At 58.9% G+C, this 14,183-nt stretch carries 12 protein-coding genes; all 12 read right to left on the reverse strand.

Annotated features, from left to right (window positions below; genetic code table 11):
- Positions 1-10 precede the first annotated feature (10 nt).
- On the reverse strand, positions 11-862 hold the full coding sequence (cobA, locus tag NLK58_RS03095; RefSeq protein ID WP_117617217.1) for a uroporphyrinogen-III C-methyltransferase: 852 nt from the start codon (positions 860-862) through the stop codon (positions 11-13).
- Positions 859-2,133, reverse strand: a complete 1,275-nt coding sequence (gene serS / locus NLK58_RS03100; RefSeq protein WP_117617218.1) for a serine--tRNA ligase — start codon at positions 2,131-2,133, stop codon at positions 859-861. The genes cobA and serS overlap by 4 nt, the downstream gene beginning before the upstream one ends.
- An 87-nt stretch (positions 2,134-2,220) precedes the next feature.
- A complete protein-coding gene (locus tag NLK58_RS03105; protein ID WP_341582012.1) occupies positions 2,221-3,558 on the reverse strand; it encodes a replication-associated recombination protein A in 1,338 nt (445 codons plus the stop codon).
- The gene (gene lolA / locus NLK58_RS03110) at positions 3,558-4,211 is read right to left on the reverse strand and encodes an outer membrane lipoprotein chaperone LolA (protein WP_341582013.1); all 654 of its coding nucleotides are present in this window, start codon (positions 4,209-4,211) and stop codon (positions 3,558-3,560) included. Before lolA ends, NLK58_RS03105 begins: the two co-directional genes overlap by 1 nt.
- Before the next feature lie 12 nt (positions 4,212-4,223).
- A complete protein-coding gene (locus NLK58_RS03115; protein WP_117617221.1) occupies positions 4,224-6,833 on the reverse strand; it encodes a DNA translocase FtsK in 2,610 nt (869 codons plus the stop codon).
- Between the two features lie 6 nt (positions 6,834-6,839).
- On the reverse strand, positions 6,840-8,081 hold the full coding sequence (locus NLK58_RS03120) for an O-succinylhomoserine sulfhydrylase (protein WP_341582014.1): 1,242 nt from the start codon (positions 8,079-8,081) through the stop codon (positions 6,840-6,842).
- A gap of 27 nt (positions 8,082-8,108) precedes the next feature.
- Positions 8,109-9,635: an amidophosphoribosyltransferase gene (gene purF, locus NLK58_RS03125; protein ID WP_117617223.1), complete on the reverse strand. Its 1,527-nt coding sequence runs from the start codon at positions 9,633-9,635 to the stop codon at positions 8,109-8,111.
- Positions 9,636-9,669: 34 nt separating this feature from the next.
- Positions 9,670-10,239 (reverse strand): CvpA family protein, encoded by a 570-nt coding sequence (locus NLK58_RS03130; RefSeq protein ID WP_341582015.1) that lies wholly within the window; start codon positions 10,237-10,239, stop codon positions 9,670-9,672.
- Between the two features lie 92 nt (positions 10,240-10,331).
- The gene (locus NLK58_RS03135; RefSeq protein ID WP_341582016.1) at positions 10,332-10,931 is read right to left on the reverse strand and encodes an SPOR domain-containing protein; all 600 of its coding nucleotides are present in this window, start codon (positions 10,929-10,931) and stop codon (positions 10,332-10,334) included.
- A 132-nt stretch (positions 10,932-11,063) separates the two neighbouring features.
- Positions 11,064-12,404 (reverse strand): bifunctional tetrahydrofolate synthase/dihydrofolate synthase, encoded by a 1,341-nt coding sequence (folC, locus tag NLK58_RS03140; protein ID WP_341582017.1) that lies wholly within the window; start codon positions 12,402-12,404, stop codon positions 11,064-11,066.
- Entirely contained in the window at positions 12,388-13,314 is a 927-nt protein-coding gene (accD, locus tag NLK58_RS03145; protein ID WP_117617227.1) for an acetyl-CoA carboxylase, carboxyltransferase subunit beta, read from the reverse strand. Before accD ends, folC begins: the two co-directional genes overlap by 17 nt.
- Before the next feature lie 47 nt (positions 13,315-13,361).
- The gene (gene trpA / locus NLK58_RS03150; protein ID WP_341582018.1) at positions 13,362-14,174 is read right to left on the reverse strand and encodes a tryptophan synthase subunit alpha; all 813 of its coding nucleotides are present in this window, start codon (positions 14,172-14,174) and stop codon (positions 13,362-13,364) included.
- Positions 14,175-14,183 lie beyond the last annotated feature (9 nt).

Below are 14,183 nucleotides of genomic sequence, written 5' to 3' on the forward strand. Positions count from 1 at the left end.
ACGGGGAGCCTCAGCTCCCCGTCACACCACCTACCCAGTCCAGCCGGTCCCTTAACGTCACAACCTGGCCGATAATCACCAGGGTCGGCGCCTGAACCGCGTCCGCCTCCACCCTGTCTACAATGTTGCAGAGATTGCCCGTCACCACACGCTGCTCTTTCGTGGTTCCCCTTGATACCAGCGCCACAGGCATGTCTTCAGACATACCATGGTCGATCAGCTGCCGGCAGATGATGGGCAGACCCACCAGACCCATGTAGAACACCAGAGTCTGGTTGTTCTGGACAAAGTCCTTCCAGGGCAGGTCGCAGGTATCGTTCTTGAGGTGGCCGGTAACGAACCGAACCGACTGGGCATGATCCCGATGGGTCAGTGGTATGCCGGCATAGGCGGCGCAGCCGGAGGCCGCGGTAATACCCGGCACTACCTGGAAGCGCACCCCCGCCTCCGCCAGGGTTTCGATCTCTTCCCCACCCCGGCCGAAAATGAACGGATCACCGCCCTTCAGGCGAACCACTTTGCGGCCCTGCCTGGCCAGATCCACCAGACGCTGGTTAATCTGATCCTGGGGCAAGGTGTGGTTGGCCCGTTGCTTCCCGACGTGGATCATCTCTGCCGATTCGGGAATCAAAGCCAGTATTTCCGGTGAGACCAGGCGGTCGTAGAGTACCACCTCCGCCGAGGTGATCAGCCGCCAGGCCTTGAGAGTCAGCAGCTCAGGGTCACCAGGGCCGGCCCCGACAAGGGCCACCTCACCTGCGGATGTGTTCGGATTCGAGGTAACCGGATTAACCCTGTACCGGACCGGTGCAGGGCGTGCACCAACGCCCGTTCCTGGTGCGCTTTCTGGTTGATCACTCATTGGATTTGGTCAATGCCTCCCATGTACGGCTTCAGAACTTCCGGAACCAGGATGCTGCCATCGGCCTGCTGATAGTTCTCCATAACCGCAATAAGGGCACGGCCAACAGCAAGGCCGGAACCGTTCAGGGTATGAACAGGTTCAGGCTTCCCGGTTTCCGGGTTTCGCCAACGTGCATGCATGCGCCGTGCCTGAAAATCGCGGGTGTTGGAACAGGAGGAGATCTCACGGAACTTGTCCTGCCCCGGCAGCCAGACTTCCAGATCATAGGTCTTGGCGGCGGAAAAGCCCATATCGCCGCCACACAGCGCGACGACGCGATAAGGCAGCTCCAGCAACTGAAGCACCTTTTCGGCATGGCCGGTCAGCGTTTCCAGGGCGGCTTCGGAGTCTTCGGGGCGCACCACCTGGACGAGCTCTACCTTATCGAACTGGTGCTGGCGGATCATGCCGCGGGTGTCACGGCCGTAGGAACCGGCTTCGCTGCGGAAGCACGGGGTATGGCAGACCATCTTCAGGGGCAGCTCTTTGGCGTCCAGAATGCTGTCAGACACCAGGTTTGTGGCCGGCACTTCGGCGGTCGGGATCAGGTAAAGTGGATTTTCCCCTTCTGTCTTGAAAAGGTCTTCCTCGAATTTCGGCAGTTGGCCGGTTCCATACAGCGTATCGGCATTCACCAGATAGGGAACGTAGGTCTCCAGATAACCGTGCTCACGGGTGTGCAGATCCAGCATGAACTGGGCCAGAGCACGATGAAGACGGGCCACAGGGCCACGCATCACTGCAAACCGGGAATGGGCAAGACGGGTCGCGGTCTCGAAGTCGAGGCCGTTCAGGCTCTCACCCAGGGCGACGTGGTCTTTGGGCTCGAAATCGAAGTGCTTCGGAGTGCCCCAGGTACGGACCTCAAGGTTATCCTCTTCGCTCTCGCCGGCGGGAACGTCTTCATCCGGAAGATTGGGAATGCCGGCCAGGAAAGCGTTCAGCTCTTCCTGAAGTGCGCGCAGCTCATCTTCCGCCCCGGATTTCTTCGTCTTCAGGTTTTCCACTTCGTCCAGCAACGGCTGGATGTCCTCACCGGCGGCCTTGGCCTTGCCGATCGATCTGGACCGTTTGTTCTGCTCGCTCTGCAGAGTTTCCGTGCGTACCTGCAGGGCACGACGGCGCTCCTCAAGCTGCTCGAAGGTGGCGGTATCGAATTCGAAATTCTTGATGGCCAGCCGACGGGCGATCTCTTCTGTCTGGGTACGGACACGTTTGGGATCGAGCATGATTATCCTGAGTCTTCCGGTTAGCGATGTAATGATTGACTGGCCATTATACCTGCACTGGCGCTGGTGGCTACCGCAGTGAAAGGCTCAGCGGTAGCGTTTACGGGGACTCTCAGTGTTGCGGGAATCAAGCCGCTGGCGTTTCTCGGCCAGCTTGATTTCCAGGCCGCGATTGACAGGCTGATAATACCGGCGCTGATGGATGGCTTCTGGAAGGTAGGACTCCCCGGCTGCAAACCCCTCGGGTTCGTCGTGGGCATACCGGTAGGAATCACCGTGGCCCATGCTTTTCAGAAGCTTGGTGGGTGCGTTCCGAAGGTGAACCGGCACCTCGTAGTCCGGGTCCTGTCTTATGTCTGCCATGCACTGGTTAAAGGCCTTGTAGACGGCATTACTCTTGGGCGCCAGCGCCAGATAGGTAACGGCCTGGGCAAGAGCCAGTTCACCCTCCGGTGAGCCGAGCCTCTCCTGCGCATCCCAGGCTTCCATGCTCAATTGCAAGGCGCGGGGGTCGGCATTGCCGATGTCTTCACTGGCAATACGAACCAGTCGCCGGGCCACATACAGCGGATCACAGCCACCATCCAGCATCCGGCACAGCCAGTACAGTGAGCCATCCGGATCGGAACCGCGAACCGACTTATGCAGGGCGGAAATCTGATCGTAGAACACATCACCGCCTTTATCGAACCGGCGCAGGCTGGTCTGCATGACCTGCTCAAGCTGATCCGCCGTTATCCGGTCGTTTCCTGCCTCGTCCGGCTCGGCAAGATCGGCAGCCACTTCCAGAATATTCAGCGCACGACGCGCATCTCCGCCGGAGGCTGAAGCCATCAGGGTTAACACGTCGTCTTCGACCATCAGGCGGCCGCCAAACCCCTCCCCGACTACCAGCGCACGTCGCAACAGCCGGAGAATGTCCTCTTCCCCGAGATTCCTGAGTACGTAGACACGTGTGCGCGACAGCAGTGCGCTGTTCAGCTCAAAGGACGGGTTTTCGGTGGTGGCACCCACAAAAATGAAAGTGCCGTCTTCGATGTGCGGCAGGAAGGCATCCTGCTGGCTCTTGTTGAACCGGTGGACCTCGTCCACGAACAACAGAGTGTCCCGCCCCTGGGACTGCTTTCGGTTGCGGGCCCGCTCGACGACAGCGCGAATCTCTTTCACGCCGCTCAGAACGGCTGAAACCGTCTCGAAACTCAGGTCACCGACATTGGCCAGCAATTGGGCAAAGGTGGTTTTACCAACACCGGGAGGCCCCCAGAGGATCATCGAGTGGAGTTGCCCCTGCTCCACCGCACGCCTGAGAGGCTTGCCCTGGCCGACCAGGTGGGCCTGCCCGACATAGTCGTCGAGGGTTGCCGGCCGCATTCTCGCAGCAAGAGGCCGGAAGCCCCCGGCTTCCGTGAACAGGCTGTCCTGCATCAGGCCCCGTCCCGGATAATATCAACGCCCTCCGGGTATTCGAGGGTAAAGGCGCTGGCTTCAACCGGCTCGTTCAGCCTGATCCGGTCAAAGCTCAGAATGCTGATCTGGGACAGGGAGTCCTGCATTCGCATTTCCTGCAACTCCCCCTTGAAAAAGGTCAGCCTCAGGGATATGAACAGGGAATCCGGGCTTCGTGGCTCCAGGGTAAACTCACGGGTATGGTCACCAATCCGGCGGCCGGACACCCGGTAGGTTTCTTCCAGGTTATCCACTTCACCGCTGAGCAGCAGTGCCGGCGTGGATTGCACCCGGTCGTCCAGATTATGAATCGTCACCTGCTCCAGGTCCGGATCGTAGACCTCAACGGTGTCACCGTTGCTCACGATAAACTGGGAAAGTGGCGCACTGGTTTCCCAGTAGAACAGGCCCGGACGCTTGGCTTTCAGGGAACCGCGGGTTTCCTGCACCTTGTTGCCGTTTCCGTTGACCACGATCTGGATAAAATCCGCCTGGTAGGATTCGTAGCTTTCCAGCAGGGAGGCCAGTTCACCGGCCCCGGCGCTGGAATTGGTTTCGCCAGCCACGGCAACACTGGTGAAGACGCCAATAAACGCCAGCGTTAGCAGGCGGTTCAGGAATGACTGTCGCATTACAACTTACTCCTAATCTCTTGGTGGAGGCGGAGCCAGAACTTCGCGGGCGCCATTGTGGCCCGCGGCGCTCACCACGCCCGATGCTTCCATGGCATCAACCAGGTTTGCAGCCCGGTTGTACCCGATCTTGAACTTCCGCTGTACGGACGAAATCGAGACACGGCGTCCTTCGGTGACGAAGGCAACTGCCTCGTCAAACAGGGCGTCTCCCTCGCTGTCGCCGCCTTCGGACAGGTTCGGCACGCCCGGCAGGCTCTCACCCTCGGCACCGCTCAGCACATCGTCCACGTACACTGGTTCGCCCCGGGCCTTCCAGGCACTGACCACACGATGAACCTCGTCATCATCCACAAACGCCCCGTGCACCCTGACCGGCAACCCAGAGCCCGGAGGCAGGTAAAGCATGTCACCGTGGCCCAGCAGCTGTTCAGCGCCGCCCTGATCCAGCACGGTCCGGGAATCGATCTTGGACGAGACCTGGAAGGACATCCGGGTTGGAATATTGGCCTTGATCAGACCTGTGATCACGTCAACGGACGGGCGCTGTGTCGCCAGAATAAGGTGAATACCGGCCGCCCTTGCCTTTTGCGCAATCCGGGCAATCAGCTCCTCAACCTTTTTGCCAACGATCATCATCATGTCGGCAAATTCGTCGATCACCACCACAATGAACGGCAGCGTTTCGAGTTCCGGCCGTTCCTGCTCGTCATTGGCAAGGTATTCGTCCGGCTTCCAGAACGGATCCAGCAGCGGCTCACCCGCCGCCACCGCATCCTTTACCTTGCGGTTGTAACCGGCGAGGTTACGAACCCCGAGGCTGGCCATCAGCCTGTACCGCCGCTCCATTTCGGCAACGCACCAGCGCAGGGCATTGGCCGCTTCCTTCATGTCGGTGACCACCGGCGCCAGCAAGTGGGGAATGCCATCGTAGATGCTCAGCTCGAGCATCTTCGGGTCAACCATGATAAAGCGGACATCTTCGGGGCCGGCCTTGAGCAGCATACTCAGCAGCATGGCGTTAACGCCAACGGATTTACCGGAACCGGTGGTGCCGGCTACCAGCAGGTGCGGCATCTTTGCCAGGTTGGCCACCATGGGATTGCCGCCGATGTCGTTACCCAGCGCCAGGGTCAGCGGTGAGCTGGACTCCTGGAATACCCGCGCGCCCAACACTTCACTGAGACGGACCATTTCCCGCTCTTCATTGGGAATCTCGATACCAACCACGGATTTGCCGGGAATAACCTCAACAACCCGAACGCTCAGTACCGCCAGTGACCGGGCCAGATCCTTGGCAAGATTAGAGATTTTGCTGACCTTCACCCCGGCCGCAGGCTTGATTTCAAATCGGGTGATAACGGGGCCGGGATTAACCTCGACCACTTCCACGGAAACCCCGAAGTCAGCCAGCTTCTCTTCCAGCAATCGGGACATATGCTCGAGGGATTCTTCCGAATAGCCCTTCTCCTGATGCTCCTCGGGGGGATCAAGCAGGGAAATGGGCGGGATCGGGCTTTCAATATCTTCCAGCAACGATGGCTGTTTGTTGCTCTTGTCGTTTGACCGGGACGGCTGTTCGTCCTTCTTGAACGGTGAAATCTTCAGAGAACGGCCTGCCGGCTGAGGGGCCGCTGCGTTTTGCGATTTTTCAGGCTTGATGGCACTGGCAGGCGCCTCGTCCCGCGAGCTGAAGCTCTCGAGCCGCGCCGGCTCCGGATCAACAGTCGCAGACAATCCGTCCAGACCCGGTTCAACACGATCCCCGGAGGGCTTCGTAGCTGCCTTGGGCTTTTTCGGTTTTTTCGGACCGAAGCCAGGGATGTGCTGCCACCATCGCCGGCCCGTCGCCTTGTCTCTAGTTCCGGGTTTTTCGGTCGGGGGTATTCGATCCTTGATAACCGGCGGTTCCGCCTTCGGTGCAGGCCCTGGTGCAGGCCCTTCCCGGGAATCCGGTCTGGCCGTGGCCGGTTTGCGGCCACCGCTGAACAAACCCTTGATCGCCAACCCGGTTTTCAGGGTCAGGCTACCCACCTGATCCATCAGCCAGAACCAGGACAATCCCGTAGTAACGGTCAGGGCAAACAGAAAAATAGCAATCAGAAGCAGAGTGGTTGCCGGCAGGTTGAAGAAGCGCACCATGGCATCCGCCACCGTCGTTCCAAGCACTCCACCGGACGATACGCCAAGGCCGAACACCGAGTACAGCGACAAAAGGCTGGTTGCCGAGAGCAGAATCAGCAAAAACCCGCCAAAGCGCATCAGAAACAGCGGCCAGTGCAGATCCAGGGAATCATTGCGGCGACGGATGAGCATCAGGGCGTAGCCTGCAATCATCAGGGGGAACAGGTAAGCCACATGGCCAAAGAAATCCATGAACAGACTGGCCAGCCAGGCGCCGGTGCGACCAGCGTAGTTCTGGACGCTGGTGTCGTGGCCGATACTGGCCCAGCCCGGGTCTGAAGGGCTGAAGGTCACCAGTGCCATGGACAGGTAGATGCAGAGAGAAATTAACGCAATCACAGCGCCTTCACGGGCGCCCTGTGCAACCAGTCGGCGAAAGCGCAGCTGCTTCTCTGTCAGTTCCTGTGGTGCTCTTTTCGCTTTTGCGGATTCGGCCATGAATGCTCAGACGTTGTCGGTGCTTGCGTTCCGAAGCGCCTGAAAGCCCCTTGCAAGGTCGGTTTTCAGGTCTTCAACTGCTTCAATCCCAACGGAAATACGAATCAGGTTTTCCGTGATCCCGGCACGTTCCTTGTCCTCCGGCGACAATCGCCCGTGAGTCGTGGTAGCCGGGTGGGTAATGGTGGTTTTGACATCACCCAGGTTCGCGGTGATGGAAATCATCCGGGTAGCGTCAATGAATCCCCACGCCTCTTCACGGGCGCCTTTGAGCCGGAACGACAACACCCCCCCGAAACCCTTCTGCTGTTTTTTCGCCAGGTCGTGCTGGGGGTGGCTCTCAAGCCCGGCATAGAACACACATTCCACCGCCGGTTGCTGTTCCAGCCACAAGGCCAACTCTAACGCATTGTCACAATGGGCGCGCATACGAATTGGTAAGGTTTCCAGGCCCTTCTGGAAAACCCAGGCATTGAAAGGGCTCATAGTCGGGCCCGCGGACCGCAGGAAGCCGTAGACCTCTTCCATCATCTTTTCAGAGCCCACCACCACGCCGCCGACGCACCGGCCCTGGCCGTCCAGATATTTGGTGGCGGAATGGATCACGATATCCGCCCCCTGCTCCAATGGCCTCTGGAGGACCGGAGTGCAGAAACAGTTATCCACCACGAACAGTGCATCGCTGTCGCGGGCCAGCTGAGCCAGCCCGGCCATATCCGCTACTTCGCACAACGGATTGGACGGAGTCTCAATGAACAGCATGCGGGTTTCCGGGCGCACCGATGCGCTCCATTCTTCCATGTCCGTCAGGCTGACAAACGAGGTTTCCACCCCAAACCTTGCCATGTACTTCTGGAACAGCACATTGGTGGTTCCGAATACGCCCCGCGAGCAGACAACATGATCGCCACTTTGCAGCAGCGCCATGCAGGTGCTCAGGATTGCGGCCATGCCGGAGGCGGTTGCCACCGCCCGCTCGCCACCTTCCATGGCCGCAATCCGGGCTTCGAAGGCCTGAACCGTCGGATTGGTGAAGCGGGAGTAGATGTTGCCCGGCTCATCTCCGCCAAAACGGGCAGCCGCCTGGGCGGCGCTGCCGTAGACAAAGCTGGACGTGGGAAATATGGCGTCGCTGTGCTCAAGCTGGCCGGTGCGGATCTGCCCCGCCCTCACCGCCAGGGTATCAACGGACATACCCTCAAGATCCGATTCCGGAATCCAGACAGTTTCTTCGCGGCGTAAGGTCATCAACGTCTCCTGCCTGATACGGCGGCTTCAGTCTTCGTCGTTGTACAAATCAATAATACCGTTATCACTGGATGTGGCTCCGGTACTCTCGAAACGTTTGTCGTCGTTGCGCAGTTCTTCGAGCCGGTTAAGGTAGGCCGCATCGACATCTCCGGTCACATACTTACCGGTGAAGACCGAGCACTCCCAGCCCTCAATATCGTCATTCACGTCACTGACGCAGGTTACCAGATCATCCAGGTCCTGATAGAGCAGCCAGTCCGCGCCAATCAGCTCCCGGATCTCTTCAACGGTGCAGTCGTGAGCAATCAGCTCGCTGGCAGAGGGCATGTCGATCCCGTACACGTTCGGGTAGCGAACGGGGGGCGCTGCCGACGCAAAATAGACTTTGCGGGCACCCGCATCCCGCGCCATCTGGACAATCTCCTTACAGGTGGTGCCGCGCACGATCGAGTCGTCCACCAGCATCACATTCTTGCCCCGGAACTCAAGATCGATCGGGTTCAGCTTCTGGCGAACGGACTTCTTCCGCATTTTCTGGCCAGGCATGATGAACGTCCGTCCGATGTAGCGGTTCTTGATAAAGCCTTCCCGGAATTTGACCCCAAGGCGATGGGCCATCTGCATGGCGGAGGTCCGGCTGGTGTCCGGAATCGGTATCACCACATCGATATCATGGTCCGGGCACTCTCGCAGAACTTTCTCGGCCAGGGTCTCCCCCATCCGCAGGCGCGCCTTGTAGACCGACACCTTGTCAAGGATGGAGTCCGGGCGGGCGAAATACACATGCTCGAAAATACACGGGAAAAGATGCGGATCTTCGGCGCACTGACGGGTGTAGAGGGTGCCGTCGGTTTCGATGTAGACGGCCTCGCCCGGCGCAATATCACGAACCAGGGTATAACCCGCGGCACTCAGAGCCACGCTTTCCGAGGCGATCATGTATTCCTTCCGGCCATCCTCAGCGGTTCGCTCGCCGTAGCAGGCCGGCCGGATTCCGTTCGGGTCCCGGAAGCCGACAATGCCGTAACCGGTAATCATCGCAATCACGGCATAGGCACCCCGGCAGCGTTTGTGCACGGCGCTTACCGCTGAAAAAATTTCGTCCTTGGTGGGATCGAGCTTACCCAGCTTCTGCAGTTCATGGGCGAACACGTTCAACAGCACTTCCGAATCCGAATTGGTGTTGATGTGGCGAAGATCGGTCCGGAACAGGTCCTTGCTGAGATCATCGGCATTGGTCAGGTTGCCGTTATGGGCCAGGGTAATGCCGTAGGGGCTGTTTACATAGAACGGCTGGGCTTCGGCGGAACTGGAACTGCCGGCTGTCGGGTAACGCACATGCCCGATACCCACGTTACCGACCAGACGGCGCATATGCCGGGTGTGAAACACGTCCCGCACCAGCCCGTTATCCTTGCGAAGGTAAAAACGATCATCCTGAAAAGTAACAATGCCCGCCGCATCCTGGCCCCGGTGCTGAAGTACAGTCAGCGCATCATAGAGCGACTGATTGACGTTGGAAGTACTGACGATGCCGACAATGCCACACATGGATAAGGTGTTCTCCGAGTGTTAAAACTGAATGTTAGCGGGACGCAGACGCGGGTTCCACGCCTTCCTGCAGTGTACCGGGTACCGGTTCTCGCGCACCCTCGGGCGCAGGCCCCAGAAAACGCGCAAATTCATCGCCCAGGGTCCGCCGGGACCAGTCTTCAACCACCGCAAGACGATCGATGATAATGGACGTTCGCCACCAGGTATCCTGTGCCAGTGGGGTATATCGGGTGAAGGCGATGGCGACAATCACGACCACAACACCTCGCAAGAGCCCGAACCCCATGCCAAGTACCCGATCCGTGGCTGAAAGCCCTGTGACCCTGATCAGGTGACCAATCATATTGTTAATGATGGCTCCGACAATGAGCGTTCCAAAGAAGAGTATGGCGAAGGCGGCAATGAGCCTGACCAGGGGCGTTTCTACCGTGCTTTCCAGCAGGCTTTGCATTTGTGGATGGAAGGTTCTGGCAAGGATGAACGCGCCAACCCAGGTCACCAGAGACAGGGCTTCTTTTACGAAACCCCGCTTCAGACTGATGAGCGTGGAAACTGTAATCAGGGCGATAATGACCCAGTCAATCCAGATCAGCGCTTCCATGGAAAACCCGGTGGAGAAAAGGAAGCGCGAATTCTATCAGGAAACCCCGGTTCGCCAAACCGCCTTACCCACATAAAACCGCTTGAGCGTGGCTATTTTTGGCCGGACGTGACCAGGCTGTTCACGCCAAACGCATCATCCACGGCTCGTTTTGCTGCTTCGGCTTCCGACCTGGTGGCAAACGGACCGCTGAAAACCCGGGTAAGCGTGGTATCTCCACGGACTACGGCCTGGAGGTGAGAGCCATAGCCCTTTTCCCGAACCTTGTCCCGCAACCGGCGGGCATTGTCTTCGTTGCCAAAACTTCCCAGCTGGACCACCCAGGCGCCCTCAAGGGAGCGCTCGTACTCGGCCGTTTCCGGCTCAGCGGGCTCCCTGACCTCGGGAACGGGCGCGGAGGCAACGGGCGCGGAATCGGAGCCTTCTTCCAGAATCCGGTACGCGGGCGAGTCCTTGCTCTCCCCTGCCCCAGGTTCAGGCACATCAGGTGCGTTCTCGCTGAGCTCATAGGAAGGCGCCGGTGCGACTTCGGTTTCAGGCGCCTCAACTTCAGGGAAAGGGGGTTCTTCCGGAATTTTGATGGTTGTGGAACTACGTTCCGAGTGCGGCTCGTCAAAAAGCATGGGAACAAAGATAACCGCTAGGGAAACGAGTACCAACGCCCCGATTATTCTCTGTTTCAATCCATCCACGTTACCAGGCTCCCATCTGTTGTGACTGCGCTGTTGTGACTGCGCCGCGAGAGACGCCTACCCGCAGATACTAACCGTCCGGCAGCCGGAACTCAAAGGCAGACCCGCTGCCATGGACAAAGTTTAAGGCAGTCAGGTCAGCCCCGGGGCTCGCTTTTGTGACGCAGAGTGAAGCAGAATTTCCCGAGCCTGGGCGACGGTATGGAACGAACCGAAAACAACCACCAGATCATCCGCTGATGCATTCGACAATGCGGTATTCAGTGCCTGCAGGACGGTTTCGGAGGCGCTCACAGCCGTCAGCCCGGCGGCCCACAGCCTGTCTTTCAGGACTGCCCCGGAAAGCCCCCTGGGAGCATCAAGCCCCGCCAGGTACCAGTGATCCACTACTCCGGCCATGGCTCTGCCAACGCCTTCAACATCCTTGTCGGCCAGCGCCGCATAAACGGCGTGAACCTCTTTCCCCGGCGTTTTCAGGCTCTCCAACTGGCCAGACAACCAGCCCGCAGCATGAGGGTTGTGGCCCACATCAACCAAGATATCCGGACGCTTTCCAAGCAATTCGAATCGACCGGGGACACTCAGGATGGAAAGGGTCTGTTCGATCGCAGCACTATCCAGCTCCGGCTCAAGATTACGGATGGCCACGACTGCCGCAGCGACACTTTTCAGCGGCAACGGCCCGGCCGGCAAGCGAATCAACTGGCCCCCATATTCCAGAGCCGGACCGGAATTCGAATCTCTGCCGCCTTCACGCGGTGACAGGTGATAATCACGCTCCAGCAGTGCCAGATCAACCTTCTGCGCCGCAACCTGCTGAAGCACGGAACGGGGCGGATCATTGTCGGCATAGACCGCGGGGATACCCGGCCTCAGCACGCCGGCCTTTTCAAAGCCGATAACCTCCCGGTTATCGCCAAGAAAGGCAACGTGATCGATGTCCACCGATGTCAGTATGGCGAAATCGGCATCCAGAACATTCACTGCATCCAGCCGCCCGCCCAGACCAACCTCCAGAATCCAGTGATTGACGCCCGCATTGGCGAAGGCCACGAACGCCGCCAGTGTACCAAATTCGAAATAGGTCAAAGAGACCTTTCCCCGGGCTGCCTCAACCACCTCAAACGCCTTTACCAGTTCTGCATCCGAGATATCGGTACCGTCCAGGCGAACACGCTCGTTGTAGCTCTGGAGATGAGGCGAAGTGTAGGCTCCGGTGCGGCGCCCCGCAGCCCGCAACAGAGCCTCAACCGCTGCAACCGCACTACCCTTGCCGTTGGTACCGGCGACAGTGATGATGCGTGCTTCCGGTTTGCGACGGAAGAGCCGACGAAACACTATCAGGACCCGGTCAAGCCCCAGGTCAATCTCGGTTGGGTGTATCGCTTCGAGGTAGGCAAGCCACTGGTCAACTGTGTCACCAGCCCCCGGAGAAACCGGGGGCCGGACAGAGCGGCTACTCGGTGGGGGCATCGATTTCGGGCTTTTCTGACACATCAAACTCGATAGGCTCTTCCGTGCCCGGACGTTCCTGACCAGTGAACTTGGCCAGAACGTGGGCAATCCGCTCCCGCATCTGGTGGCGGTGAAGGATCATATCAATCGCCCCGTGCTCCAGCAGGAACTCACTGCGCTGGAACCCTTCAGGAAGCTTTTCACGAACCGTCTGCTCGATGACCCGAGGCCCGGCAAAACCGATCAGCGCATTTGGCTCGGCGATATTCAGGTCGCCCAGCATTGCCAGACTGGCCGAAACGCCGCCGAAGACCGGGTCCGTCATGACCGAAATATAGGGAATTCCTTCCTGTTTCATACGCTCCAGAACAGCAGCGGTTTTGGACATCTGCATCAATGACAGAATCGCTTCCTGCATTCGCGCACCGCCACTGGCCGAGAAACAGACGAGGGGAATGCGGTGCTCCAGAGCGACGTTGGCGGCCTGAACGAATTTCTCGCCGACCACCTGACCCATGGAACCGCCGAGGAAGTTGAACTCGAAGGAGCAGGCAACGAGTGGAACACCCAGAGTCGTCCCCCTCATTGCAATCAGGGCGTCCTTCTCTCCTGTCGCCTTCTGGGCTTGGGACAGACGGTCTTTGTAGCGCTTGGTATCCTTGAACTTCAGGCGATCCCATGGCTCAAGCTCAGCCGAAATCTCTTCCCGGCCATCCTCGTCAAGGAATACATCCAGGCGCCGACGGGCATTAACCCTGAGATGGTGGTTGCATTTCGGGCAAACATCGAGATTTTTCTCAAGCTCCGGCTTGTAGAGAAAGGCGCCGCATTTGGGGCATTTCTTCCACAGCCCCTCCGGCACACCGGTTCTCTGCTTGGATTCCGAGCGAATCTTGCTCGGCATGATCTTGTCCAGCCAGTTACTCATGGTTTCATCCTGTCCTTTGATGCCTGTTTGCCCTCACCCCTGATCAATCAGGAGGCCAGGCTGTCCAGCGCTTCACGCATCGGGTGGAGCAGATCCGTCAATGCTCGTTTGAGCTGGCCGGTATCTGCCTGATTTCTGGCTATTGTATCGACCAGGACACTGCCAACAATTACACCATCGGATACCCGGCCGACTGCAGCAGCCGTTTCCGCATCCCGGATACCGAAGCCGACGCCCACGGGAAGCGCTGTCAGTTCGTGAATGTGGTTCACTTTGGCGGCAACCTCTTCCACGTTGATGGTGGCAGAGCCTGTCACACCCTTGATTGAAACATAGTACACATAACCGGAAGAGTGCTCACTGATTGCACGGATCCGGTCATCAGTCGTGGTCGGTGCCAGCAAAAAGATGGCATCCAGATTGCGCTCGGTAAACAGAGGAGCCACCTCGTCGGCCTCTTCCGGCGGCAGATCGACCGTCAGGATGCCATCCACACCCGCGTCTTTGGCCGCATCCGCGAATTTTTCATAGCCCATCGCCTCCATGGGGTTCAGATACCCCATCAGAACCACCGGCGTGCTGTCGTTGGTCTTGCGGAACTCCTTGACCATGCCGATAACCTGCCGGAGGGAGGTTCCATGGACCAGCGCCCGCTCGCAGGCCAGCTGAATGACGGGACCGTCCGCCATCGGATCCGAGAATGGCACCCCCAGTTCAATGATGTCAGCGCCGGCCGCCACCAGGGTATGCATCAGGTCTACCGTCACATCGGGATGCGGGTCTCCGGCGGTAATGTAGGGGATAAGTGCCTTGCGACCTTGTCCTTTAAGGGTATTGAGAACCCCTTCGATTCGGCTCATGCCTGCTCC

Origin of the sequence: Marinobacter metalliresistant (assembly GCF_038098645.1) — a bacterium.
GTDB lineage: Bacteria > Pseudomonadota > Gammaproteobacteria > Pseudomonadales > Oleiphilaceae > Marinobacter > Marinobacter metalliresistant.